This window comes from Pantoea eucrina (assembly GCF_001691555.1).
Classification (GTDB): domain Bacteria; phylum Pseudomonadota; class Gammaproteobacteria; order Enterobacterales; family Enterobacteriaceae; genus Pantoea; species Pantoea borealis.
The window spans coordinates 2571674-2595544 of the sequence record NZ_MAYN01000008.1 but is presented as its reverse complement, the minus strand read 5'-3'; the positions used below and the strand labels follow the sequence as shown (position 1 = coordinate 2595544).

Here is a 23871-nt window from a genome sequence, read left to right as displayed (position 1 = left end):
GTCGCGCGGCTCTACTCTGTCTCTTTTACCCACCCGTCCGCCTGCGCGCGGAAGCCACATGCCTGCATAAAGGCCGCCCGGATCCCCTGGTCAGCATAGCCATCATCAGCGATCCACCAGTGAGCCTGCGAACGATTCTGCGCCAGAGTCTCCTCCAGTAAGTAACGCCCGACGCCGCGCCGGCGCGTGGCCTCGCGTACTTCAAAGTGCGTGATTTTGCCGTGGGTGCCGCGGATTTCCAGCTGCAGCGCGCCCAGCAGCCGGTCGTTAAACCGTGCGGCATAGAGCCGCTGCGTATCACTCATTCTGCTCTCCAGCTGCGCGATATCCTGCTGCGGCCAGATTTTAGCGAGGTCGATGCGATCCTGCGGCGTAAGTGAAACGATACGCTGAATAGTGAGTTTCATAACCCGTACCTGTACTGGCTGAAAGGGCATAGTGTAGCGAATTTATACAGTCAGAGCGCTGTCACTTTTTTGCGATAAAAACAGGTCAAATGGCAGACACTTTGCCAGGATTGTGGAGTAAGCCCGCAACGATTGCTGAATAAGCCAGCATAACGCGCTGCCCTGGTGCGCAAATTACGGCCATAACCTCCAGAGTATTATGCTGTTCAGGCTACTCATTGCTGAATATGTCAGTTGATTTACAGCAGAAAATTCCTGTTTAATAACCTGAAAATAAAGCTGTTTTAACAAAAAAAGCCAGATAAGAGCGCTAACTCCTTCTATCTGAATCAGTTTCTTCTTTCACTGGCTGAAATAAAACCAATCACAACAGACACGACATAACAGATGGGGAAGTACGCATGAAGATGAGTAAAGGACGCGCGTTACTGGCGGGCTGCGTTGCGCTGGCAATGAGCCATGCCGCGCTGGCTGCTGATATCAAAATTGCTATCGTAGGTGCAGCAACCGGCCCGGTGGCGCAATATGGTGATATGCAGTTCACGGGCGCAGCGCAGGCGATTAAAGACATTAATGCCAAAGGTGGCGTAAACGGCGACAAGCTGGTTGGCGTGGAGTATGACGACGCGTGTGACCCGAAACAGGCGGTTGCGGTTGCGAACAAAGTCGTTAACGACGGCATTAAATATGTTATCGGCCATCTCTGCTCTTCTTCTACGCAGCCTGCGTCTGACATCTATAACGATGAAGGCATTCTGATGATCACGCCGGCCGCCACCGCCCCTGAACTGACGGCGCGTGGCTATGCTGACGTTATGCGCACCACCGGTCTCGACTCCGATCAGGGTCCGACGGCAGCGACCTATATTCTGGACCAGATCAAGCCGAAACGTATTGCCGTTGTGCATGACAAGCAGCAGTACGGCCAGGGTCTGGCAGAGTCCGTGCAGAAAACCCTGAAAGCCAAAGGCGGCAACGTGGTGCTGTTTGAGGGGATCACTGCCGGCGATAAAGATTTCTCCACGCTGATTGCCCGTCTGAAGAAAGAGAACGTCGACTTTGTTTACTACGGTGGCTACTACCCGGAGCTGGGGCAGATTCTGCGTCAGGCAAAAACGGCCGGCCTGAAAGCGGGCTTTATGGGGCCAGAGGGCGTGGGTAACGCATCACTCTCCAATATTGCGGGTGATGCGTCCGAAGGCCTGTACGTTACGCTGCCGAAGCGTTATGACCAGCTGCCAGAGAACAAGGCAATTGTTGATGCTATTAAAGGCAACAGCGCCTCAAACCGCAAAGATCCGACCGGTCCGTTTGTCTGGACTACCTATGCCGCGATCCAGTCGCTGGTGGCGGGTATTGAGCGCAGCAAGAGCGACGAGCCCGATGCCATTGCCAAAAACCTGAAAGAGGGCGCACCGGTGCCAACCGTGATGGGCAACCTGAGCTGGGATCAGAAAGGCGATCTGAAAGGGTTCGAGTTCGGCGTGTTCAAATGGCACAAAGATGGCTCATCAACCGCAGTGAAATAATCGCTGTTAACCGGTTATACCCTATAGCGTAACTATCTCCCCCTCCCGTACGCGGGCGGGGGCAGGGAGCAGGCAAACGCGCTGCGAGCGGTTTGCTTCCCTGACCCTTTCTTACCCCAGAGAGGGAATCTCTGATTCACTTGCAGGTCCTCACTATGTCCGAGCAGTTTCTCTATTTTATTCAGCAGATGTTCAACGGGGTGACCCTCGGGAGCACCTATGCGCTGATCGCCATTGGCTACACCATGGTGTATGGCATTATCGGCATGATCAACTTCGCCCACGGCGAGGTCTATATGATCGGCAGCTATGTCTCTTTTATTGTCATTGCCGCCCTGATGATGATGGGTATTGATACCGCGTGGCTGATGATTGCCGCCGGTTTTATCATGGCAGTGATCATCTCCAGCGCCTACGGCTGGAGTATTGAACGCGTCGCCTATAAACCGGTGCGCGCTTCCAAGCGGCTGATTGCGCTTATCTCCGCCATCGGGATGTCTATTTTCCTGCAAAACTACGTCAGCCTGACCCAGGGCTCGCGCGATCTGGCGCTGCCGAGTCTGATCACCGGCCAGTGGACATTGGGTGAAAGCAACGGCTTCGCCGCCACGCTCACCACCATGCAGCTGGTGATCTGGGTAGTGACGTTTCTGGCAATGCTGGCGCTGACGCTGTTTATCCGCTATTCGCGTATGGGCCGCGCCTGCCGCGCCTGCGCAGAAGATCTGAAAATGGCGAGCCTGCTGGGCATCAATACCGACCGCGTCATTTCGCTGACCTTTGTGATTGGTGCGGCTATGGCAGCGGTTGCTGGCGTGCTGCTGGGGCAGTTCTACGGCTCAATCAACCCGTTTATCGGCTTTATGGCCGGCATGAAAGCATTTACTGCAGCGGTGCTGGGCGGTATCGGCAGTATTCCGGGCGCCATGATTGGCGGACTGGTACTCGGCATTGCGGAAGCGCTGACGTCAGCTTACCTCTCGACGGAATATAAAGATGTGGTCTCCTTTGCGCTGCTGATCGTGGTATTGCTGGTGATGCCAACCGGTATCCTGGGCCGCCCGGAGGTAGAGAAAGTATGAAGCGTCTCGGGCTGCTTAACGCCGTGCTTTCCGCGGCAATGCTGCTGGTACTGGCCAGCTTCTTTATGGGCGTTCGTCTGGACCTGGATGGCACCCGGCTGATTGTTGTCAGCGCGGGCGACGTTCGCTGGAACTGGATCTTCGTGGGCTGCGCGGTGGTCTTTATCTTTCAGCTGCTGCGTCCGCTGTTTGCAGGCCGGCTTCGCCGCAGCGGTAAAGCCTTTGTGCTGCCGACGTTTGATGGCTCTACTGCGAAGCAGAAGCTGCTGATGGCGCTGCTGATCGTGGCTGCCGTTGCGTGGCCGCTGTTTGCGTCACGTGGCAGCATCGACATTGCGACGCTGACGCTGATCTACGTCATGCTGGGCCTGGGGCTTAACGTAGTGGTCGGACTCTCCGGGCTGCTGGTACTGGGCTACGGCGGCTTTTATGCCATTGGTGCCTATACTTTTGCGCTGCTGAACCACTACTACGGTTTTGGTTTCTGGGAAAGCCTGCCGCTGGCGGGCATCGTGGCTGGCGCCTTTGGGCTGATGCTGGGGTTTCCGGTGCTGCGCCTGCGCGGCGACTATCTGGCGATTGTTACGCTCGGCTTCGGTGAAATCGTGCGTATTTTGCTGCTCAACAGCACCTCCATAACCGGGGGGCCGAACGGTATCGCACAGATCCCTAAGCCCGGCCTGTTTGGCATTGAGTTTGGCCGGCGCGTCAGCGAAGGGGGATGGACCACGTTCCATGAACTGACGGGGCTTGCCTACAATCCCAACCACCGCGTGATTTTCCTCTACCTGGTGGCGCTGCTGCTGGTAGTGCTGACGCTGTTTGTGATCAACCGCCTGCTGCGTATGCCGCTGGGCCGCGCATGGGAAGCGCTGCGTGAAGATGAGATCGCCTGCCGCTCGCTGGGCCTGAGCCCGACGCGTATCAAGCTGACCGCTTTTACCATCAGCGCCGTGTTTGCAGGCTTTGCCGGCACGCTGTTTGCGGCACGCCAGGGCTTTGTCAGTCCGGAGTCGTTTACGTTTGTCGAGTCCGCTTTTGTACTGGCTATCGTGGTACTGGGCGGGATGGGGTCTCAGCTGGCGGTGATCCTCGCCGCTGTTTTGCTGGTGGTGTCGCGTGAACTGATGCGCGATCTTAATGAGTACAGCATGCTGGTGCTGGGCGGCCTGATGGTGCTGATGATGATCTGGCGTCCGCAGGGTTTACTGCCGATGAAGCGTCCGCATCTGAAACTGAAACAGAGCAAACAGGGAGAGCAGGCATGAGTCAGCCTTTATTAGCCGTTGAAGGCCTGATGATGCGTTTTGGCGGCCTGCTGGCCGTCAACAATGTGGCACTGGCGCTGCATCCGCAGGAGATTGTTTCGCTTATCGGACCAAACGGGGCCGGTAAAACCACCGTGTTCAACTGCCTGACCGGCTTTTATAAGCCTACCGGCGGAACGATCACACTGCGCGATCAGCCGCTGCAGGGCCTGCCGGGACAGAAAATCGCGCGCATGGGCATCGTGCGCACGTTCCAGCACGTGCGTCTGTTCCGTGAGATGACGGTGATTGAAAACCTGCTGGTGGCACAGCATCAGCATCTGAAAAGCGGTGTCTTTTCTGGTCTGTTAAAAACCCCGGCGTTTCGCCGTGGCGAGAGCGAGGCGCTCGATCGCGCTGCAACCTGGCTGGAGCGTATCGGCCTGCTGGAGCTGGCAAACCGCCAGGCGGGCAATCTCGCTTACGGCCAGCAGCGCCGGCTGGAAATTGCCCGCTGCATGGTCACGCGCCCGGAGATCCTGATGCTGGATGAGCCGGCAGCAGGCCTCAACCCGCGTGAAACGCATGAGCTGGATGCGCTGATCGCCGAGCTGCGTAGCGAGCATAAGGTGTCAGTACTGCTGATTGAACACGATATGAAGCTGGTTATGGGCATCTCCGATCGCATCTACGTGGTCAATCAGGGAACGCCGCTGGCGAACGGTACGCCGGAACAGATTCGCAACAACCCGGATGTGATCCGGGCTTATTTAGGTGAGGCGTAAGATGGCAAACCCGATGTTAACACTGCAGGGTGTAAGCGCCCACTACGGCCCGATTCAGGCGCTGCACAATATCAATCTGCATATCAGCCAGGGGGAGATCGTCACGCTGATTGGTGCCAACGGTGCCGGCAAAACCACGCTGCTGGGCACGCTGTGCGGTGAGCCGCGCGCCACCAGCGGCACCATTGTATTTGACGGTAAAACCATTACCGACTGGCAGACGGCGAAAATCATGCGGGAGGCGATCGCTATTGTGCCGGAAGGACGCCGGGTGTTTTCCCGCATGACGGTGGAAGAGAACCTGGCGATGGGCGGCTTTTTTGCCAGCCGGCAGGAGTATCAGACGCGCATCGAGCGGGTTTATCAGCTCTTTCCCCGGCTGGCAGAGCGCAAAGTGCAGCGTGCCGGCACGATGTCTGGCGGTGAACAGCAGATGCTGGCAATTGGTCGTGCGCTGATGAGTCAGCCGCGCCTGCTGCTGCTGGATGAACCTTCACTCGGACTGGCCCCTATCATCATCCAGCAGATTTTTGACACTATCGAGCAGCTGCGTAAAGAGGGGATGACCATCTTCCTCGTTGAGCAAAACGCCAATCAGGCGCTAAAGCTGGCCGATCGCGGTTACGTGCTGGAAAACGGCCACGTGGTGCTGGAGGACAGTGGCGAAGCACTGCTCTCCAATGAAGCGGTGCGCAGCGCCTATCTCGGCGCCTGATCTGCCTGCGGCCCGGGATCCTGCCGGGCCGCCTTTCTCCCTGCCTGCGTTTTTTTGCTAAAAAGTGTGCACAGCGTTCACGTTTTCCCCCCTGGCTGCCCCGTTTCTGTGTGTCACATCTCTGTCATATTTCGGTTATTTTTCTATCATCTTCCCGTGTCATGTTACTCCGCGAACAAAAAATGCGTGATATTGCGCGTACCTAACAGCACAGGAAAACTTTATGACCGCTTTAACGCTTCGTCCCCGTCTGATGAGTGTGTTGCTTGGTCTGGCGCTCAGCGGTAACGCGCTGGCTGCGACCGAAATCCCTTTCTGGCACTCAATGGAAGGGGAGTTAGGCAAAGAAGTTGACTCTCTGGCACAGCGTTTTAACCAGGCGCATCCCGATTACAAAATTGTGCCCACTTATAAAGGTAACTACGAGCAGAGCCTGGCGGCGGGGATCGCAGCAGTACGCACCGGCAAAGCGCCTGCGCTGCTGCAGGTCTATGAAGTCGGTACGGCAACCATGATGGCCTCAAAAGCGATTGTGCCGGTGCATGAAGTGTTCAGCCAGGCTGGCGTGCAGATGGATGCGAAGCAGTTTGTGCCGGCCGTGGCGGGTTACTACAGCGACAGCAGCGGTCAGCTGATCTCTCAGCCGTTTAACAGCTCAACGCCGGTGCTCTACTACAACAAAGATGCCTTTAAAAAAGCGGGGCTGGATCCGGAACAGCCGCCGAAAACCTGGCAGGAACTGGCAAAAGACGCTGCCGCGCTGCGTAAAGCCGGCATGAGCTGCGGCTATGCCAGCGGCTGGCAGGGCTGGATCCAGATTGAAAACTTCAGCGCGTGGCATGCGCTGCCGGTAGCCAGTAAAAACAACGGCTTCGACGGCACGGATGCGGTGCTGGAGTTTAATAAACCGGTACAGGTGCGGCATATTCAGATGCTCGAAGAGATGAACAAAAAAGGTGATTTCACCTACTTCGGGCGCAAAGATGAGCCAACCGCCAAGTTTTACAACGGCGACTGCGGTATTACTACCGCCTCCTCAGGTTCGCTGGCGGATATCAAGCACTACGCCAAATTCAACTTCGGCGTCGGCATGATGCCGTATGACGAGACCGTACCTGAGGCCCCGCAGAATGCCATTATTGGCGGTGCCAGCCTGTGGGTGATGAAAGGTAAAGATGCGGCCACGTATAAAGGGGCGGCAGAGTTTATGAAGTTCCTCGCCCAGCCGGAGATTGCCGCCGAATGGCATCAGAAAACCGGCTACCTGCCTATCACCACCGCTGCCTATGAGCTGACCAGAAAGCAGGGCTTCTATGAGAAGAATCCGGGCGCGGATATCGCCACCCGGCAGATGCTCAATAAAGATCCGCTGCCGTACACCAAAGGTATGCGCCTCGGCAACATGCCGCAAATCCGCACGGTGGTGGATGAAGAGCTGGAAGGCGTCTGGACCGGCAAGCAGACGCCACAGGCGGCGCTGGATAATGCGGTTAAACGCGGTAACGCACTGCTGCGCCGTTTTGAACAGCAGGTGAAATAAATCCGATCCACCGGGAGCGGCGCTGTGCCGCTCCCGCTTTCAGCGTGAGTTTTCTATGCCCTCATCGTCTCGTCCGGTCTTTCGTGCCCGGCTGCTGCCCTATTTGCTGATGGCACCGCAGCTGATTATCACCGCCATTTTCTTTCTCTGGCCCGCCGGAGAAGCGCTATGGTATTCGCTGCAGAGCATCGATCCGTTTGGCATCTCGAGTACCTTTGTCGGGCTGGAAAACTTCAGCCGTCTGTTCAGCGATCCGTATTATCTCGACTCGTTCCGCACCACCATCGTCTTCAGCCTGCTGGTCACGGTACTGGGCATGCTGTTTTCGCTTCTGCTGGCAGCGCTGGTTGACTATGTCGTAAGCCTGCAAAAACTCTACCAGACCCTGCTGCTGCTGCCGTACGCGGTGGCGCCGGTGGTCGCCGCGGTGCTGTGGATGTTTCTCTTTAATCCGGGGCTTGGGCTGTTCAGTCATCTGCTCAACCAGGCTGGCTATAACTGGAATTATGCGCAGAACAGCGGTCAGGCAATGTTTCTGGTGGTGCTCGCCTCTATCTGGCAGCAGATGAGCTACAACTTTCTGTTTTTCTTCGCCGCGCTGCAGTCGATTCCGAGGTCGCTGATTGAGGCGGCAGCCATCGACGGGGCCGGGCCGGTACGCCGCTTTTTTCATCTTTCACTGCCACTGATTACGCCGGTGAGCTTCTTTCTGCTGGTGATCAATCTGGTCTACGCCTTCTTTGATACCTTCCCGGTCATTGACGCCGCCACCGGTGGCGGGCCGGTACAGTCTACCACCACGCTTATCTACAAAATTTATCGGGAAGGATTTACCGGTCTCGATCTCTCCTCATCTGCCGCGCAGTCGGTTGTGCTGATGCTGCTGGTGATTGGCCTGACTATTCTGCAGTTCCGCTTTGTTGAGCGTAAGGTGCAATATCAATGATTGAGAACCGACGCGGGCTGGATATCTTCAGCCACACTCTGCTGATTCTGGGTGTGCTGACCATTCTGTTTCCGCTCTATGTGGCCTTTGTAGCCGCCACGCTGGATAACACCGCGGTTTATCAGGTCCCGATGACGCTGGTGCCCGGCACGCATCTCTGGGAGAACGTCTCGCGTATCTGGACGCAGGGCGTTAACGGCAGCGCGGCGTTTGGCATGATGCTGCTGAACAGCTGTATCATGGCGCTGGCAATTACGTTCGGCAAAATCAGCGTCTCTATGCTCTCAGCCTTTGCGCTGGTCTGGTTTCGTTTTCCGCTGCGCACGCTCTTTTTCTGGCTGATTTTCATTACCCTGATGCTGCCGGTTGAAGTGCGCATCTTTCCGACGGTAGAAGTGATCGCCACGCTCAACCTGCTCGACAGCTACAGCGGTCTGACGCTGCCGCTGATGGCGTCGGCAACGGCCACGTTTCTGTTTCGCCAGTTTTTCCTGTCGCTGCCGGATGAGCTGATTGAAGCCGCGCGCATTGATGGTGCCGGACCAATGCGCTTCTTTTGGGACATTGTCCTGCCGCTGTCAAAAACCAACCTCGCCGCGCTGTTTGTGATCACGTTTATCTATGGCTGGAATCAGTATCTCTGGCCGCTGCTGATTATTAATGATGCCAGCCTGAGCACCGCCGTAGCGGGGGTAAAAAGCATGATCAATACCAGCGGCGGCCCGACGCAGTGGAATGAAGTGATGGCAGCGATGTTATTAACCCTGATCCCACCGGTTGTGGTGGTTCTTGTAATGCAGCGCGCGTTTGTGCGTGGCCTGGTGGAGAATGAGAAATAGATGGCAGGCGTAACCTTACAGAGCGTGACAAAATCGTATGACGGCAAAAATGCGGTGATCCAGCCGCTGACCATTACCATCAACGAGGGAGAGTTTATGGTGATGGTGGGGCCCTCCGGCTGCGGTAAGTCGACGCTGCTGCGTATGGTGGCCGGACTGGAGCGCGTCAGCTCCGGCGACATTTTTATTGCTGAGCAGCGGGTCACGGAGATGGAGCCGAAAGATCGCGGCATCGCGATGGTGTTTCAGAACTATGCGCTCTACCCGCATATGACGGTAGGCGAAAACATGGGCTATGGCCTGAAGATCCGCGGCATGAGTAAAGCGCAGATCGCTCAGCGCGTGCTGGAAACCGCGCGCAGTCTGGAACTTGATCACCTGCTGACCCGGCGACCGCGTGAACTTTCAGGCGGCCAGCGGCAGCGCGTGGCGATGGGACGCGCTATCGTACGTGAGCCGGCTGTATTCCTGTTCGATGAACCCCTGTCTAACCTTGATGCGCGGCTGCGCGTGCAGATGCGCCTTGAACTGCAGCAGCTGCACCGTCGCCTGAAAACCACCAGCCTCTATGTTACGCACGATCAGGTTGAAGCGATGACGCTGGCAGAGCGGGTGATGGTGATGAATAAAGGGATTGTGGAGCAGGTTGGCACGCCGGTAGAGGTCTATGAGCGTCCGGCCAGCCAGTTTGTCGCCGCTTTTATCGGCTCACCGGCGATGAACCTGCTGCCAGGGCAGATCAGCCGCGACGGCACGCACTTTACGCTGGATGCCCTGAACAGCCTGCCACTGGGCGGGAGACGGCCGCAGTGGGCTAACCAGACGGTGACGCTCGGCATTCGTCCTGAGCATATCCATCTCTCTTCACGTGAAGCAGGCGGCGTGCCACTGGTGATCGATACGCTGGAGATCCTCGGCGCAGATAACCTTGCTCATGGCCATCTTGGCCAGGCGCGGCTGGTGGTCCGGCTGCCGCACAGCGAACGTCCGCAGGCGGGCAGCACGCTGTGGCTGCATCTGCCGCCGGATGCGTTACACTTCTTCGATTCTGTACATGGAAAACGTCTGGAATGAGTGACAACAACTGGCCCTACCCGAAAATTGTGGCCCATCGCGGCGGCGGTAAACTCGCCCCGGAAAATACGCTGGCGGCGATTGATACCGGCGCGCGCTATGGCCATACCATGATTGAGTTTGATGCCAAACTCTCGCAGGATAAACAGATCTTTCTGCTGCACGATGACACGCTCGATCGCACCAGTAACGGCTGGGGCGTGGCAGGCGAGCAGACGTGGTCGCAGCTGGCACAGCTCGATGCCGGCGACTGGTTCGGCCGGGCATTTACGGGCGAACCGCTGGCGCTGCTGACAGATGTGGCGGCGCGCTGTCGCCAGCACCGGATGATGGCAAATATTGAGATCAAACCGACCACCGGCACCGACGCTGAGACAGGTGCTGCCGTGGCGCTGGCTGCCCGTAAGCTCTGGCAGGGGCAGATACCCCCGCTGCTCTCTTCATTTTCACCTGACGCGCTGGCAGCGGCACAGCAGGCCGCTCCGGAGCTGCCGCGTGGTTTGCTGCTGGATGAGTGGGATGACGCATGGCAGGCACTGACCGCCAGGCTGGGATGCGTGTCGATTCACCTGAATTACCGGCTGCTCGACGCAGAGCGCACAGCGCGGCTGAAAGCAGCCGGGCTGCGTATCCTGGTGTATACGGTTAATCAGCCCGCGCGTGCACGCGAGCTGCTGAACTGGGGTGTGGATGCCATCTGCACCGACCGCATTGACATCATTGGTCCCGACTTCAGTTAGTTACTATTCGGCATTGTGCCGTTCTGCTGCGTATTCTGACCCGGCTGCGACTGCAGCACCTGCTGCCGGGTACTGTCGCGTTTTTCCTGCAGCTGCCGCTGCATATTTTGCGTCTGCCGCTGCTGATCCTGATGCAGCAGGCGCTGCTGCTGCTGCTGCTGGGTCTGCATCTGCGTCTGCATACGCTGCTGGCTTGGGTTATAGCCGGGCTGATTCACATTGTTATTATTCAGCGTGTTCGCCATACCGCTCAGCGGCAGCAGGGCTGCCAGCGCAATAAGCCATGGTTTCATTATTCCCTCCGGTCGTCTGACCTGCTGTGTAAACAGGCTGCCTGCAGGCAGTCTGCGTCTTGATCATAAGTTTATGCGATATCACAAAGCCTGAAATCGGGCGTGCGTGCAATTTGCGTTAAGTGGTATGTTTTTACTGCATTAGCAAACACTTGCATTACTAAATAACAAATGTAAACAACTGAAAAGGATGGTGGCAGGATGAAGACAGCAGGCAGGTTGCGCCAGTTGAGCTGGGCGATGTTAATGAGTTTTACCGTGGTGCAGGGGGCCGCCGCCGCGCCCGCCAGTGCACCGCCTGTCTCTTACGGCGTTGACAGCGACACCTTTCATCCGGTGAAAGCGCAGCACGGCATGGTTGCTTCGGTGGACGCTATGGCAACGCAGGTGGGCGTGGAGATCCTTAAGCAGGGTGGTAATGCAGTGGATGCGGCGATCGCCGTGGGCTTTGCGCTGGCGGTTACTCATCCGCAGGCGGGTAATCTCGGCGGCGGCGGCTTTATGCTGCTGCGCACCGCTTCCGGACGCACTGCTGCTATCGACTTTCGTGAAATGGCGCCGGCGCGCGCCTCGCGCGATATGTTCCTTGATAAGCAGGGCAACGCGGATAGTAAGTTATCGCTTACTTCGCACCTGGCGTCGGGTACGCCGGGCACGGTGGCAGGATTTGCGCTGGCGGCACAGAAGTATGGCACGCTGCCGCTGCGCACGCTGCTGGCCCCGGCTATCAGGCTGGCACGCGACGGTATTATCGTCAACGACGCGCTGGCGGACGATCTCGCCACCTATGGCAAAGAGAATCTGATCAATTACGCCACCAGCCGGGCAATTTTTTATAAAGCGGACGGTAAACCTTATCAGAAAGGCGATCGGCTGGTGCAGAAGAACCTGGCCCGCAGCCTGCAGCTGATTGCGCAGCAGGGGGCAGACGCATTTTATAAAGGCCGTATTGCTGATGAGATCGCGGGTGAGATGGCACAGCATGGCGGGCTGATTGGCAAAGCCGATCTTGCTGCTTATCGTGCCGTGGAGCGCAAACCGGTCAGCGGCACCTATCGCGGCTATGAAGTGTTCTCTATGCCGCCTCCCTCATCCGGCGGGATCCACATTGTGCAGATCCTGAATATTCTGGAGAATTTCGACCTGACGAAGTGGGGCTTCGGCAGCGCAGATGCCATGCAGGTTATGGCAGAAGCGGAGAAGCACGCCTATGCCGATCGCTCCGAGTATCTTGGCGATCCCGATTTCGTCAAAGTGCCGCAGCAGGCGCTGACCAGCAAAGCTTACGCCAGAACCCTGGTGCAGCAGATCGATGTCAGCAAAGCGCGGCCGTCATCAGAGATTAAACCGGGTAAACTGGCACCGTATGAGAGCAATCAGACCACCCATTTCTCTGTGGTGGATAAAGCGGGCAACGCCGTGGCAGTGACTTATACCCTGAACACCTACTTTGGCAGCGGGATCGTGGCGGGCAACAGCGGCATCCTGATGAACAATGAAATGGATGATTTCTCCGCGAAGCCCGGTACGCCAAACGTCTACGGTCTGGTCGGCGGTGAGGCGAATGCGATTCAGCCGGCGAAGCGTCCGCTCTCCTCAATGTCACCAACGATTGTGGCAAAAGAGGGGAAAACCTGGCTGGTCACCGGCAGTCCGGGCGGCAGCCGGATCATCACGACCGTGCTGCAGATGGTGGTTAACAGCATCGATTTTGGGATGAACGTGGCGGAAGCAACTAACGCCCCGCGTTTTCATCACCAGTGGCTGCCCGATCAGCTGCGCGTGGAGAAAGGCTTCAGTCCTGATACGCTGCGGCTGCTGGAAGCCAAAGGCCAGCACGTGAAGGTGATGCCTGCAATGGGCAGCACGCAGAGCATCATGATTGGGCCGGACGGCATGCGCTACGGCGCGTCCGATCCGCGTTCCGTCGACGATCTCAGCGCCGGTTATTAACCGCTGCGGCGGCGCACGCCGGTGCGCCGTCTGCGTCGCTGACTCAGCATAACGAACGGTATTCTGGCGCATGGCGTTTCCCTGCAGGCCGGGAAAATTCTATCCGATCTCAGCCAGTTCTGGCATCGGATGAATAAAAACCGGCAACGGGGTTTACAGACGCGAATGATAATGATTATTATTGTCATGCGAGCCCGGCCTGACAGCTGTGGTAAGCACGACATTGCTCACATTGCTTCCGGTATTGTTTAGCCAGCCTGCGTGCTGGCTTTTTTTTATCCGCAGGCGGTCCGCCCTGGGTGCAGACGGGCATCAGACGCGGAAGCGGTAAAAATAGTGATAAACTCAGCGTATCTCTGGCCTCAGGTGCATACGATGAAGAAGAAAAGACCGGTATTACAGGACGTCGCCGATCGCGTCGGCATCACCAAAATGACCGTCAGTCGCTACCTGCGCGACCCCGAGCGCGTCTCTGCGGCGCTGCGTGACAAGATTGCCGTTGCGCTGGATGAGCTGGGCTACATCCCTAATCGTGCACCCGATATGCTCTCAAACGCCACCAGCCGCGCCATTGGCGTGCTGCTGCCCTCCCTGACCAACCAGGTTTTTGCTGACGTGCTGCGTGGCATTGAAACCGTGACCGATGAGGCGGGATATCAGACGCTGGTGGCGCACTTTGGCTACAACCCGGAAAAAGAAGAGCGACAGCTGCGCTCGCTGCTGGGCTGGAATATTGACGGGGTGATCTTAACCGAACGCACCCATACCACCGGCACGCTGCGCATGCTGGAGGTGGCCGGGATCCCGGTTATTGAGATAATGGACAGCGTTACGCCGTGTCTTGATATGGCGGTGGGATTTGACAATGTCGAAGCGGCGCGGCAGATGACGCAGGCTATCCTGAAAAAAGGGCATCGCCACACGGTCTACCTGGGGGCACGGCTGGATGAGCGTACGCTGCAGAAGCAGCAGGGATATGAACAGGCGATGCGCGAGGCGGGCCTGATACCGCATAGCGTGATGATGGAAGACGCCTCTTCCTTCAGCGCCGGCGCGCAGCTGCTGTGCGAGGCGCAGAAGCGTTATCCGGCAACGGACAGCCTGTTCTGTACCAATGATGACCTGGCGGTAGGGGCCATGTTTGAGTGCCAGCGTCAGGGGCTGCGCGTGCCGGAGCAGATGGCGATTGCGGGCTTTCACGGGCATGACATTACGCAGGTGGTGACGCCACGCCTGGCAACCGTGCTGACGCCGCGCGAACGCATGGGGCGCGAAGCGGCCGCCATGCTGCTGGGGCGCATTGGTGGCGATTACGCCTTCAGCGGCCCGCTCGATATCGGCTTTGAAATCGCTGAAGGTGACAGCATCTGATTTTAGCGATTATATGCGTCACTTCACACTTTTACGCTTTTCCGGCTGCCGAGGGTTGTCAGCATCGGAACGCACTCCGACAATGAATGACAGATTTGTTATCGGTAACATTGGCAGAATAAGCTGCCGGAGCGCAAAACTATGATCACGCCATCTTCATCACATCACGTTTTTATCCTGATGGGTGTATCCGGCAGCGGAAAGTCTGTCGTCGCTAATCGGGTCTCACACGAACTGAATACCGCCTTTCTGGACGGGGATTTCCTCCATCCGCGCAGCAATATCATGAAAATGGCGGAAGGCCATCCGCTGGATGATAACGATCGCCAGCCGTGGCTGCAGGCGCTGAACGACGCGGCTTTTGCCATGCAGCGCACTCAGGCGGTGTCAATTATCGTCTGCTCAGCGCTGAAAAAGTCCTATCGCGACATTCTGCGTCAGGGCAATCACAACCTGAAGTTTATCTACCTGAAAGGCGATTTTGATACGATTGAAACCCGTCTCAAAGCCCGTAAAGGCCACTTCTTTAAGCCGCAGATGCTGGTGACGCAGTTTGCCACGCTGCAGGAACCTGGCACAGATGAGGCTGACGTCCTGATGGTGGATATCAATCACTCGCTGGATGACGTTGTTGCGGCTACGGTTGCGACCATCAGGGATGCAATCAACAAGGGCGAGTAATGAGTACCGCAACGCTGGTGTTAACCGCAGCAGGCTCTGTCCTGCTGCTGCTGTTTCTGGTAATGAAAGCGCGTATGCACGCCTTTGTCGCCCTGATGTTAGTTTCTATCGGCGCCGGGCTCTTCTCCGGAATGCCGCTCGATCAGATCGCCGACACCATGCAAAAAGGCATGGGCGGCACGCTGGGCTTTCTTGCCATTGTGGTGGCGCTTGGCGCCATGTTTGGCAAAATCCTGCATGAAACCGGTGCGGTAGATCAGATCGCTATCCGGATGCTGAAAACCTTTGGCGAAAGCCGGGCGCACTATGCGATGGGGATTGCCGGGTTGATCTGTGCGCTGCCGCTGTTTTTTGAAGTCGCAGTCGTGCTGCTGATCAGCATCGCCTTTGCGGTGGCGCGCCGCACTCATGACAATCTGGTGAAGCTGGTGATCCCGCTGTTTGCCGGCGTGGCGGCGGCGGCGGCGTTTCTGCTGCCGGGACCTGCGCCGATGCTGCTGGCAGCACAAATGCACGCTGATTTTGGCTGGATGATCCTGCTGGGACTCTGTGCAGCCATCCCGGGCATGCTGATCGCCGGGCCGCTGTTTGGCAGCCTGATCGCCCGGCACGTCAGCTTCAGCGCACCGCCGGAAGATCATCAGCCGGAGGTAGGCGAGGGGAAGCTGCCCTCATTTGGTTTCAGCCTCTCTCTGATTCTGTTCCCGCTGCTGCTGGTTGGCCTGAAAACCATCGGTGCCCGCTTTACCACGCCGGATACCCGGCTTTACGAATGGCTGGAGTTTATCGGCCATCCGTTTACCGCGATCCTGCTGGCGCTGCTGGTGGCGATCTATGGTCTGGCGTACCGGCAGGGCATGGATAAAGAGAAGGTGATGCAGGTATGCGGCAGCGCGCTGCAGCCCGCTGGCATTATTCTGCTGGTGATCGGTGCCGGCGGCGTCTTTAAGCAGGTGCTGGTCGACTCTGGCGTGGGGCCGGTGCTGGGGCACGCGCTGACCGGTGCCGGTATGCCGATTGCGCTGGCCTGCTTTATTCTGGCGGGGGCCATCCGGGTGATTCAGGGTTCTGCAACCGTGGCCTGTCTGACCACCGTGGGTCTGGTGATGCCGGTGATCGAACCGCTGCATTACAGCGGCGCGCAGCTGGCGGCGCTCTCTATCTGCATTGGCGGTGGTTCAATCATTATCAGCCACGTCAATGACGCCGGCTTCTGGCTGTTTGGCCGCTTTACCGGTGCCACTGAGGGCGAGACGCTGAAAACCTGGACGCTGATGGAGACCATTCTCGGCACCACCGGCGCTGTCGTCGGCATGATTGCGTTTAGTCTGTTATCGTAAACCCGGGGGCGCATGAATGCGCCCCTGCATTACCCCGTAGGGTCGCCATTCATGGCGAATAGTACCGTGCGCGCCATAAACCCGGGATGCATGAATGCGCCCCCTGCATTACCCTGTAGGGGCGTCATTAATGACGCCCTGGCCGATGCCTGCACCGGATTCGATGACGTCATTCATGACTCCCGCGTTAATTCCCGTACCGGATCCGATGATGCCATTCATGGCGAATAGTACCGTGCGCGCCATAAACCCGGGACGCATGAATGCGCCCCCTACATTACCCCGTAGGGGCGTCATTAATGACGCCCTGGCCGATGCCTGCACCGGATTCAATGACGTCATTCATGACGCCCGTGTTAATTCCTGCACCGGATTCAATGACGTCATTCATGACGCCCGTGTTAATTCCTGCACCGGATTCGATGACGTCATTCATGACGCCCGTGTTAATTCCCGCGCCGGATCCGATGATGCCATTCACGGCAAATAGTACCGTGCGCGCCATAAACCAGGGGCGCATGAATGCGCCCCCTACATTACTCCGTAGGGGCGTCATTCATGACGCCCGTGTTAATTCCCGCACCGGATCCGATGACGTCATTCATGACGCCCGTGTTAATTCCCGCACCGGATTCGATGACGTCATTCATGACGCCCGTGTTAATTCCCGCACCGGATCCGATGATGCCATTCACGGCGAGTAGTACCGTGCGCGCCATAAACCCGGGACGCATGAATGCGCCCCCTGCATTACCCTGTAGGGGCGTCATTAATGACGCCCTGGCCGATGCCTGCACCGGATTCGATGACGTCATTCATGACGCCCGTGTTAATTCCCGCATCGGATCCGATGATGCCATTCACGGCGAGTAGTACCGTGCGCGCCATAAACCCGGGACGCATGAATGCGCCCCCGGCATCCTTACCTTAATCCATCTCCCGCTCATCTTCCGGCTGATCCAGCACCGTATAGGCCACTGCGCAGAACAGCGAGTTCAGTCGCTTCATGTCGCCCAGCAGCCCCAGATGCAGCGAACTGGTTTCAATGCTCTGTACGTTATTCAGATGCAGCCGCTCCACATGTGAGTGAGAGAAGCGGCGGATCAGAATACGGAAGCGATGTTTGGCTCGTCGCAGCCGTTTCGCGCTGGTGACATCATGCGACAGAAACACGGAGAGGCTCAGTCGCAGATTATTCAGTACCTGCTCCTGGAGCGTATTCAGCTCTTCCAGCCCCTCTGCCGAAAAGGCGCGTCGCGCCTGCAGCGATTTATCCGCAACGTCACCGCTCATGCGCTCAATGATGTCACCCGCCTGCTCAAGATTCAGCGCCATCTCAATGATTTCAGCCCAGCGCCGCGAATCATCTTCCGCCAGATCTTCGCGCGGCATGCGCGCCAGATAGAGTTTTATGGCGGTATAAAGCACGTCAACATCATCATCCAGCTGCCGCACCCGGTGCGCTTCACGCAGTTCGCCCCGCACCACGCGGCTGAACGACTCCAGCATCTGCTCCAGCACGTCGCCCATACGCAGGGTCTCCCGTGCCGCATTGACCAGCGCCAGCGCAGGCGTATCCAGCGCGCTTTTATCCAGATGTCTGGGCTTGAGGTGCGCCTGATTCTCTGCGTCGTTGGCAATCATGCGCTGGCAGAGACGCGCCATCGGTGCTGCAAACGGCACCATGATCAGGCAGCGCGTCAGGTTGTAGAAAACGTGGAAAAAGATCACCAGCTCTTCATCATTCACCGGCAGCCGATCCAGCAAATCAGCGATGAAATCCACAAACGGCAGCACTGCAATGCTGCCGATAAGCTTGAACAGCAGGCTGCCGAGCGCCACCCGCTTACCTGCCGCATTAGAGCCGCTGGCGTTGATCATCGCCAGCAGGCCGCTGCCGAGGTTGGCACCAATGACCAGACAGAGCGCAACTTTGAAAGAGATCACGCCAGCAGCCGTCAGGGTCGCGGTGATCAGCACCGCCGCCAGGCTGGAGTAGCTGACGATGGCAAAAACGGCACCAATCAGCGCATCCAGCAGCGTATCGCCGGTTAGCGTAGAGAACAGCACCTGCACGCCCGCGGCCTGCGTGATCGGACGCGCAGCGGTGACAATCAGCTGCAGCGCCAGCAGGATCAGGCCAAGACCAATGGCGGCGCGGCCCATCTGTCCGACGCGCGTCTGTTTGCGGCTGAGGAAAAAGACCACGCCAAAAAAGATAAACAGCGGCGAGAGCCAGGAGAGATCAAAGGTCAGCACGCGCGCCATAATGGCTGTTCCGACGTCAGCCCCCAGCACCACCACCAGAGCAGGCGTAAGGCTGACCAGATTTTGCGCCACAAACGAGGTTACCAGCAGCGTAGTGGCGTTGCTGCTCTGCACCAGAGCGGTAACGCCAATGCCGGCCAGAAAAGCCATTGGCTTTTTTTCCACGCTGCGGCTCAGTACCCGCCGCAGATCGGCGCCGTAAACGCGCATGATGCCGGTGCGCACAATGTGCGTGCCCCAGACCAGCAGTGCGACAGCAGAAAGCAGATTAAGCAGAGTTAGCACGGTCGCAGGCTCCTGTACGCCAGGCAAAAAGCAGCCAGCTGCCTGCCTGGCGAGCACGGCAGCGGGGGAAGAACGGTATCGCACCGCATGAATTTTTCGTTAGATATAAATAACCTGAAGCGGTGTCGACCTGTTAACTGTAGCTGAATCCCACTCACCGCAATGAGATATCCACGGCGTTTACGGCGCGCCCGGCAGAGAACGGCGCTCTTAACGTCATATTGTGATTCAGATCACATTGCAGCATGATAGTGCCCTTCTCGTTTGCGCACTAAGGACGCAGCAATGACAGATAAATCAGCCGCCGGTCAGCTCATCGCGACGGTGCTGCAGTGGGTACTTAATATCGGCCTGTTGATCCTGGCCGTGATCCTGGTTGTTTTTCTCGGCAAGGAGACGATTCATCTGGCTAACGTGCTGTTCAGCACCGGTGAGCAGGCGTCATCCTATCTGCTGATTGAAGGCATTGTGATCTACTTTCTCTACTTTGAATTTATCGCGCTGATTGTGAAATATTTCCAGTCGGGCTATCACTTTCCGCTGCGCTACTTTGTTTATATCGGCATCACCGCCATTATCCGGCTGATTATTGTTGACCATAAAAATCCGTTCGACACGCTCTGCTATTCGGCCGCAATTCTGATTCTGGTGGTCACACTATGGCTGGCAAACAGCAACCGGCTGAAGCGCGAATAAACGGTCATTATTCTCCCTGGCGTTCGCGGCCGTGCCAGCGGCCGCGCTCTGCGGTAAACTGAGGCAACTTTTTTGCCGGAGATCGCCTGATGTCGCACGATGCGCTGCGCCAGTTATATGCCCTGCAGTGGCTATCCGCCTCCATCCCGCTGCCAGCACCCTTGCTCGACTGGCTGCTGGAAGAAGATTCCATGACGCGCCGTTTTGAGCAGCACTGCGGGCAGGTTACCGTTGAACCTCTCCGTGAAGGCTTTGTCAGCGCAGCGGAAGTGGCAGCGGAAGCTGCTTTTCTGCCGGATGATACGCGCTTCTGGCTGCGCGAAATCGTGCTGTGTGGCGACGGTGAGCCGTGGCTGCTGGGGCGCACCGTGGTGCCGGAAAGTACGCTGCAGGGACCGGAGCAGATGCTGCAGCAGCTTGGCACACGTCCACTGGGGCGCTATCTTTTTGCCTCTTCCGCGCTGAGCCGTGACTTTATTCATCCCGGCCAGGCCGGCGATCTCTGGGGACGGCGTTCGCGTCTGCGCCTGTCGGACAAGCCCCTTCTGTTAACTGAACTTTTTTTACCGGCATCGCCGCTTTACCGCGCGCTGCAGCAAGGATGAAACCGTGCAAAAATCATTAACTGCAAGCAAATGGCAGGCTTACAGCCGCCTGATGCGCATCGACAAACCTATCGGCACGCTGCTGCTGATGTGGCCTACGCTCTGGGCGCTGTGGCTGGCTGGCATGGCGGTGCCGCCGCTTCCGGTGCTGATCGTATTTGTGCTCGGCGTGATTGTGATGCGCGCTGCGGGCTGCGTCATCAACGATTACGCCGATCGCAACGTGGATGGCCACGTCAAACGCACCGCTGGCCGGCCGCTGGCGAGCGGGGCGGTTTCAGAGAAAGAGGCAAAGCTGCTGTTTGCTGCTCTGGGCCTGCTGGCATTTATGCTGGTGCTGACCATGAATCGCATGACCATCCTGCTCTCTTTTGGCGGGCTGGCGCTGGCGTGGGTCTATCCCTTTATGAAGCGCTATACCCATCTGCCGCAGGTGGTGCTCGGCGCAGCTTTTGGCTGGGCGATCCCGATGGGGTGGGCCGCCGTAAGTGAGTCCTTACCTTTAGTCTGCTGGCTGGTGTTCTTCGCCAACATCTGCTGGACGGTGGCCTACGATACGCAGTACGCCATGGTGGATCGCGATGACGATCTGAAAATAGGCGTCAAATCCACGGCGATTCTGTTTGGTCGTTTTGACAAGCTGATTATTGGCCTGCTGCAGCTGGCTGCGCTGGGGCTGATGGCGCTGGTGGGAAGCATACTGAATCTGAACGGGGCCTTCTACTGGTCACTGCTGGCTGCCGGCGCGCTGTTTGTCTATCAGCAGAGCCTGATCGCCCGGCGCGAACGTGACGCCTGCTTTCAGGCGTTTCTGAACAATAACTACGTGGGGCTGGTGCTGTTTGCGGGTGTGCTGCTGAATACGCAGCCGTTTCTGGCGCTGTTCTGAACCGGCAGGGACGCATAAGAGCGTCCCTGCCTGCCTTACTCGTGTGCGACCGCACTTTCAATTGTCAGACGCACATCGCTGGTGACCAGCTCCGCCAGCATCTGCCACATCACGTGCGTGCGCTCCGCATCGGCATCACCGGAGTCGCTGATATAACGCTCATCGCGCAGCGTCAGCACCAGCGTGGTAAACACCGCTTTATCAAAGAACTCCGGAGCATTGATACCGTGCAGCACTGACAGACGCTGCGCCAGCGTACGACTCTCTTTCTCCAGCGTGCCACGGTTAATCGTGGGTTTGGCGCTGAGAATGGCAAAGGTGATCGCAAAGCGCTGCAGCGTTTCACGAATACCGGCCGCCAGCAGCTGCAGCGTGCGGTAGCGCGCGGCGCTCAGCTTAATCTGCCCGTCCAGCTGCGTCACCAGACCCTGCCGCGCCATCTCCGCACACAGCGCATTAAGCAGCGCCGGCAGTTCAGCACTTTCCCAGCGCAGGAACAGCTCACTTTTCAGCATCGGATAGACCAGACTCACCTGACGCAGAAGCTCGGCTTCACTGATTTCGCGGTGCTGCTGCACAATCGCCGCAATCAGCGACGGCATCACCAGCATATGCTGAATGTTATTGCGGTAGTAGGTCATCAGCACGGCCTGCTCGCGCGGCAGAATAATGATATCGCCGATGCTGTCCTGCTCGGTTTCAAACTTGTTCATGCCCATCGCGTGATCCAGCAGCGCTTCGGCGCTCAGATCGGGCACCGTGGCTTCCGGTGAATAGGGCACGTTGCGCAGCAGCTGCGTGTAACACTCCAGCTGCTCCGTCAGCTGCTCACGCGTCAGTGAGCGCTGACGCGACGCCAGCAGCGCGGTCACACACAGGTTCATGGCGTTGGCCGCACCCGCTTCGTTAATACGTACCATCAGGCTGGCAGCGATATCGTTCACCGCTGGCGTCATCCACGCGGGGCGCTGCGGATCGATAGGGTCAATTGCCTCGCGCCACTCAGGAATATGCTTGTTCAGATAGTTAACCAGCGGCAGCGGTTCACCAAAGTTAACGTAGCCCTGACCAAGATTGCGCAACTTACGCAGGCCGCGCACCATCTGCACAAAGCCCTCTTTCTCTTTCGCCGCGCCGCGCAGCTCTTTGGCGTAAGTCCCCACTTCCATTACATGCTCATAGCCGATGTAAATCGGGACGAAGGTGATCGGGCGGCTGCCGCCGCGCAGCAGCGCCTGCAGCGTCATGGAGAGCGTGCCGGTTTTGGGATCGAGCAGGCGACCGGTGCGCGAGCGCCCGCCCTCAACAAAGTACTCAACCGAGTAGCCACGGCTGAACAGCTCGCCCAGATATTCGCGGAATACGGTGGAGTAGAGTTTATTGCCCTTGAAAGTACGGCGAATAAAGAAGGCCCCCAGCCGGCGGAAAATCGGTCCGGCTGGCCAGAAGTTGAGATTGATACCGGCAGCGATGTGCGGCGGCACCAGTCCCTGATGATAAAGCACGTAGGAGAGCAGCAGGTAATCCATATGGCTGCGGTGGCAGGGCACATAGACTATTTCATGGCCATCCTGCGCCAGCTGACGCACGCGCTCGCCGCCGTTTACGTTAATGCCCTGATAGAGCCGGCTCCAGAGCCAGCCCATGATACGGTCGGTGACGCGGATCGCCTCGTACGAGAAGTCCGCCGCGATCTCTTCCATCATCTCAACGGCGTTTTGCTGCGCTTTTTCATGCGAAATCTTTTTGCTGCGCGCTTCATCCTCAACGGCTTTTTCAATCGCTTTCGACTGCAGCAGTTTGTTGAACAGATCCTGACGGGCAGGCAGGCTGGGTCCTACCGCTGCCAGACGCTGACGGGCAAAATGAATACGCGCCACGCGTGCCAGTTTCTGCGCAATCGACTTATCCGTACCATGTTCAGTCGCCATCTGGCGCAGCGAGACGGTAGAAGAGAAGCGGACAAAGCTGTCGCGGCCGTGCCAGAGAATGGCAAAAAACTTCTGCACGCCATTCAGTACGCGCAGATGCGGCGTGGGCTCACCCTGAATTTCACGGCCCGGTGCCCGGCCAAACATCACCGCCACCGGCAGCATCTGGACATCCAGCTGCGGATTATTACGGTGCAGATCCAGATAGTCGTGAAACAGTTTCACTGACTCCGGATTCGCCACGTAATAAGGGAAGACGCGCGGGCCGTCATGGATAAACACATGGCGCGGCAGCAGCGTACCGTCAATCTCCAGCGGCGCCAGCGGATCGGGCAGATCAAGCCGCAGACACTGATTGCGCAATGTAAGCAGGTCCGCCTTTGAATCATAAGGCAAAACATACATCACGGGACGGGTGGGATCGATACCGTGCTCCGAAACCGGATCGGTCGGTATGACCTTACTTTTTACCAAAATAGAGAGTGGTAAATTCAATAATTTGTAATAGAGTTTACGCCAACCTGACATAGACAACTTGAAGCCTCTTGTTAGCAAAGCGCGGCAAGCATACCAGAAAGTGCAGCGAAGATCTGTGGCTGTGCCATCGTACGCTGCGCACTCATTGACGCCAAAATTACTCAAGGGTTCCCTATCC

Annotated in this window: 23 protein-coding genes; 17 read left to right on the top strand and 6 right to left on the bottom strand. The window is 57.6% G+C overall.

All coding sequences use genetic code 11. The annotated features are described in order from the left end of the window. Positions 1–11: 11 nt before the first annotated feature. On the bottom strand, positions 12–407 hold the full coding sequence (panM, locus tag BBA90_RS18325) for an aspartate 1-decarboxylase autocleavage activator PanM (protein ID WP_065650386.1): 396 nt from the start codon (positions 405–407) through the stop codon (positions 12–14). Positions 408–808: 401 nt separating this feature from the next. On the opposite strand from panM, the gene BBA90_RS18320 reads away from it, so the two are divergent. The 10 genes from BBA90_RS18320 (at position 809) to ugpQ (ending at position 10904) form a co-directional block, all read left to right on the top strand. Beyond that, entirely contained in the window at positions 809–1936 is a 1128-nt protein-coding gene (locus BBA90_RS18320; RefSeq protein ID WP_065650385.1) for a branched-chain amino acid ABC transporter substrate-binding protein, read from the top strand. 155 nt (positions 1937–2091) lie between these two features. Next, positions 2092–3018: a high-affinity branched-chain amino acid ABC transporter permease LivH gene (gene livH / locus BBA90_RS18315; protein WP_065650384.1), complete on the top strand. Its 927-nt coding sequence runs from the start codon at positions 2092–2094 to the stop codon at positions 3016–3018. Next, on the top strand, positions 3015–4286 hold the full coding sequence (locus BBA90_RS18310) for a high-affinity branched-chain amino acid ABC transporter permease LivM (protein ID WP_065650383.1): 1272 nt from the start codon (positions 3015–3017) through the stop codon (positions 4284–4286). Before livH ends, BBA90_RS18310 begins: the two co-directional genes overlap by 4 nt. After that, positions 4283–5050, top strand: a complete 768-nt coding sequence (livG, locus tag BBA90_RS18305) for a high-affinity branched-chain amino acid ABC transporter ATP-binding protein LivG (protein WP_065650382.1) — start codon at positions 4283–4285, stop codon at positions 5048–5050. The genes BBA90_RS18310 and livG overlap by 4 nt, the downstream gene beginning before the upstream one ends. 1 nt (position 5051) lies before the next feature. After that, on the top strand, positions 5052–5765 hold the full coding sequence (livF, locus tag BBA90_RS18300) for a high-affinity branched-chain amino acid ABC transporter ATP-binding protein LivF (protein WP_065650381.1): 714 nt from the start codon (positions 5052–5054) through the stop codon (positions 5763–5765). A 223-nt stretch (positions 5766–5988) separates the two neighbouring features. Continuing rightward, the gene (ugpB, locus tag BBA90_RS18295) at positions 5989–7305 is read left to right on the top strand and encodes a sn-glycerol-3-phosphate ABC transporter substrate-binding protein UgpB (protein WP_065650380.1); all 1317 of its coding nucleotides are present in this window, start codon (positions 5989–5991) and stop codon (positions 7303–7305) included. Positions 7306–7360: 55 nt separating this feature from the next. Continuing rightward, complete coding sequence (gene ugpA / locus BBA90_RS18290; RefSeq protein ID WP_065650379.1) at positions 7361–8251, top strand: sn-glycerol-3-phosphate ABC transporter permease UgpA; 891 nt, start codon at positions 7361–7363, stop codon at positions 8249–8251. Next, the gene (gene ugpE, locus BBA90_RS18285; protein ID WP_065650378.1) at positions 8248–9090 is read left to right on the top strand and encodes a sn-glycerol-3-phosphate ABC transporter permease UgpE; all 843 of its coding nucleotides are present in this window, start codon (positions 8248–8250) and stop codon (positions 9088–9090) included. The genes ugpA and ugpE overlap by 4 nt, the downstream gene beginning before the upstream one ends. After that, complete coding sequence (locus BBA90_RS18280; RefSeq protein WP_065650377.1) at positions 9091–10164, top strand: sn-glycerol-3-phosphate import ATP-binding protein UgpC; 1074 nt, start codon at positions 9091–9093, stop codon at positions 10162–10164. Further along, on the top strand, positions 10161–10904 hold the full coding sequence (gene ugpQ, locus BBA90_RS18275) for a glycerophosphodiester phosphodiesterase (protein ID WP_065650376.1): 744 nt from the start codon (positions 10161–10163) through the stop codon (positions 10902–10904). The genes BBA90_RS18280 and ugpQ overlap by 4 nt, the downstream gene beginning before the upstream one ends. On the opposite strand, the gene BBA90_RS18270 is transcribed toward ugpQ, so the two are convergent. After that, positions 10901–11197 (bottom strand): DUF2756 domain-containing protein, encoded by a 297-nt coding sequence (locus BBA90_RS18270; protein ID WP_065650375.1) that lies wholly within the window; start codon positions 11195–11197, stop codon positions 10901–10903. The two genes, ugpQ and BBA90_RS18270, sit on opposite strands and share 4 nt — an antisense overlap. A gap of 201 nt (positions 11198–11398) precedes the next feature. On the opposite strand from BBA90_RS18270, the gene ggt reads away from it, so the two are divergent. The 4 genes from ggt to gntU all read left to right on the top strand — a co-directional run bounded on the left by ggt (position 11399) and on the right by gntU (position 16542). After that, on the top strand, positions 11399–13150 hold the full coding sequence (gene ggt, locus BBA90_RS18265; protein WP_065650374.1) for a gamma-glutamyltransferase: 1752 nt from the start codon (positions 11399–11401) through the stop codon (positions 13148–13150). Between the two features lie 375 nt (positions 13151–13525). Beyond that, positions 13526–14521, top strand: a complete 996-nt coding sequence (gene gntR / locus BBA90_RS18260) for a gluconate operon transcriptional repressor GntR (RefSeq protein WP_065650373.1) — start codon at positions 13526–13528, stop codon at positions 14519–14521. A 141-nt stretch (positions 14522–14662) separates the two neighbouring features. Continuing rightward, on the top strand, positions 14663–15202 hold the full coding sequence (gene gntK / locus BBA90_RS18255) for a gluconokinase (protein ID WP_065650372.1): 540 nt from the start codon (positions 14663–14665) through the stop codon (positions 15200–15202). Continuing rightward, positions 15202–16542 carry a gluconate transporter gene (gene gntU / locus BBA90_RS18250; protein WP_065650371.1) on the top strand — a complete coding sequence of 447 codons (1341 nt, stop codon included), beginning with the start codon at positions 15202–15204 and terminating at the stop codon, positions 16540–16542. Before gntK ends, gntU begins: the two co-directional genes overlap by 1 nt. A 277-nt stretch (positions 16543–16819) precedes the next feature. Here gntU and BBA90_RS18240 read toward each other — a convergent pair whose 3' ends face one another. The 3 genes from BBA90_RS18240 to BBA90_RS18230 all read right to left on the bottom strand — a co-directional run bounded on the left by BBA90_RS18240 (position 16820) and on the right by BBA90_RS18230 (position 19095). Next, positions 16820–17062, bottom strand: coding sequence for a hypothetical protein (locus BBA90_RS18240; protein ID WP_065650369.1), 243 nt, complete (start codon positions 17060–17062; stop codon positions 16820–16822). A gap of 16 nt (positions 17063–17078) precedes the next feature. Next, positions 17079–17357 (bottom strand): hypothetical protein, encoded by a 279-nt coding sequence (locus BBA90_RS18235; RefSeq protein ID WP_139074208.1) that lies wholly within the window; start codon positions 17355–17357, stop codon positions 17079–17081. Between the two features lie 112 nt (positions 17358–17469). Further along, entirely contained in the window at positions 17470–19095 is a 1626-nt protein-coding gene (locus BBA90_RS18230) for a Na/Pi cotransporter family protein (protein ID WP_065650367.1), read from the bottom strand. 285 nt (positions 19096–19380) lie between these two features. On the opposite strand from BBA90_RS18230, the gene psiE reads away from it, so the two are divergent. The 3 genes from psiE to ubiA all read left to right on the top strand — a co-directional run bounded on the left by psiE (position 19381) and on the right by ubiA (position 21285). Further along, positions 19381–19791 (top strand): phosphate-starvation-inducible protein PsiE, encoded by a 411-nt coding sequence (gene psiE / locus BBA90_RS18225; RefSeq protein ID WP_065650366.1) that lies wholly within the window; start codon positions 19381–19383, stop codon positions 19789–19791. A gap of 89 nt (positions 19792–19880) precedes the next feature. Continuing rightward, positions 19881–20396, top strand: coding sequence for a chorismate lyase (gene ubiC / locus BBA90_RS18220; RefSeq protein WP_065650365.1), 516 nt, complete (start codon positions 19881–19883; stop codon positions 20394–20396). Between the two features lie 4 nt (positions 20397–20400). Next, complete coding sequence (gene ubiA, locus BBA90_RS18215; protein WP_065650364.1) at positions 20401–21285, top strand: 4-hydroxybenzoate octaprenyltransferase; 885 nt, start codon at positions 20401–20403, stop codon at positions 21283–21285. A gap of 35 nt (positions 21286–21320) precedes the next feature. Here the strand turns inward: ubiA and plsB are convergent, their stop codons facing one another. Then, positions 21321–23744 carry a glycerol-3-phosphate 1-O-acyltransferase PlsB gene (plsB, locus tag BBA90_RS18210; RefSeq protein ID WP_065650363.1) on the bottom strand — a complete coding sequence of 808 codons (2424 nt, stop codon included), beginning with the start codon at positions 23742–23744 and terminating at the stop codon, positions 21321–21323. Positions 23745–23871: the final 127 nt, after the last annotated feature.

What these genes read in the sequence shown, in the direction of transcription:
- livF (WP_065650381.1), top strand. Translation starts at nt 5,052, where the DNA reads ATGGCAAACCCGATGTTAACACTGCAGGGTGTAAGCGCCCACTACGGC.
- livG (WP_065650382.1), top strand. Translation starts at nt 4,283, where the DNA reads ATGAGTCAGCCTTTATTAGCCGTTGAAGGCCTGATGATGCGTTTTGGC.
- BBA90_RS18240 (WP_065650369.1), bottom strand. Translation starts at nt 17,062, where the DNA reads ATGCGCCCCTGGTTTATGGCGCGCACGGTACTATTTGCCGTGAATGGC.
- BBA90_RS18270 (WP_065650375.1), bottom strand. Translation starts at nt 11,197, where the DNA reads ATGAAACCATGGCTTATTGCGCTGGCAGCCCTGCTGCCGCTGAGCGGT.
- ubiC (WP_065650365.1), top strand. Translation starts at nt 19,881, where the DNA reads ATGTCGCACGATGCGCTGCGCCAGTTATATGCCCTGCAGTGGCTATCC.
- BBA90_RS18310 (WP_065650383.1), top strand. Translation starts at nt 3,015, where the DNA reads ATGAAGCGTCTCGGGCTGCTTAACGCCGTGCTTTCCGCGGCAATGCTG.
- BBA90_RS18280 (WP_065650377.1), top strand. Translation starts at nt 9,091, where the DNA reads ATGGCAGGCGTAACCTTACAGAGCGTGACAAAATCGTATGACGGCAAA.
- psiE (WP_065650366.1), top strand. Translation starts at nt 19,381, where the DNA reads ATGACAGATAAATCAGCCGCCGGTCAGCTCATCGCGACGGTGCTGCAG.
- BBA90_RS18320 (WP_065650385.1), top strand. Translation starts at nt 809, where the DNA reads ATGAAGATGAGTAAAGGACGCGCGTTACTGGCGGGCTGCGTTGCGCTG.
- livH (WP_065650384.1), top strand. Translation starts at nt 2,092, where the DNA reads ATGTCCGAGCAGTTTCTCTATTTTATTCAGCAGATGTTCAACGGGGTG.
- gntR (WP_065650373.1), top strand. Translation starts at nt 13,526, where the DNA reads ATGAAGAAGAAAAGACCGGTATTACAGGACGTCGCCGATCGCGTCGGC.
- ugpB (WP_065650380.1), top strand. Translation starts at nt 5,989, where the DNA reads ATGACCGCTTTAACGCTTCGTCCCCGTCTGATGAGTGTGTTGCTTGGT.
- BBA90_RS18235 (WP_139074208.1), bottom strand. Translation starts at nt 17,357, where the DNA reads ATGACGTCATCGAATCCGGTGCAGGCATCGGCCAGGGCGTCATTAATG.
- panM (WP_065650386.1), bottom strand. Translation starts at nt 407, where the DNA reads ATGAAACTCACTATTCAGCGTATCGTTTCACTTACGCCGCAGGATCGC.
- plsB (WP_065650363.1), bottom strand. Translation starts at nt 23,744, where the DNA reads ATGTCAGGTTGGCGTAAACTCTATTACAAATTATTGAATTTACCACTC.
- ugpQ (WP_065650376.1), top strand. Translation starts at nt 10,161, where the DNA reads ATGAGTGACAACAACTGGCCCTACCCGAAAATTGTGGCCCATCGCGGC.
- gntK (WP_065650372.1), top strand. Translation starts at nt 14,663, where the DNA reads ATGATCACGCCATCTTCATCACATCACGTTTTTATCCTGATGGGTGTA.
- ugpA (WP_065650379.1), top strand. Translation starts at nt 7,361, where the DNA reads ATGCCCTCATCGTCTCGTCCGGTCTTTCGTGCCCGGCTGCTGCCCTAT.
- ugpE (WP_065650378.1), top strand. Translation starts at nt 8,248, where the DNA reads ATGATTGAGAACCGACGCGGGCTGGATATCTTCAGCCACACTCTGCTG.
- gntU (WP_065650371.1), top strand. Translation starts at nt 15,202, where the DNA reads ATGAGTACCGCAACGCTGGTGTTAACCGCAGCAGGCTCTGTCCTGCTG.
- ggt (WP_065650374.1), top strand. Translation starts at nt 11,399, where the DNA reads ATGAAGACAGCAGGCAGGTTGCGCCAGTTGAGCTGGGCGATGTTAATG.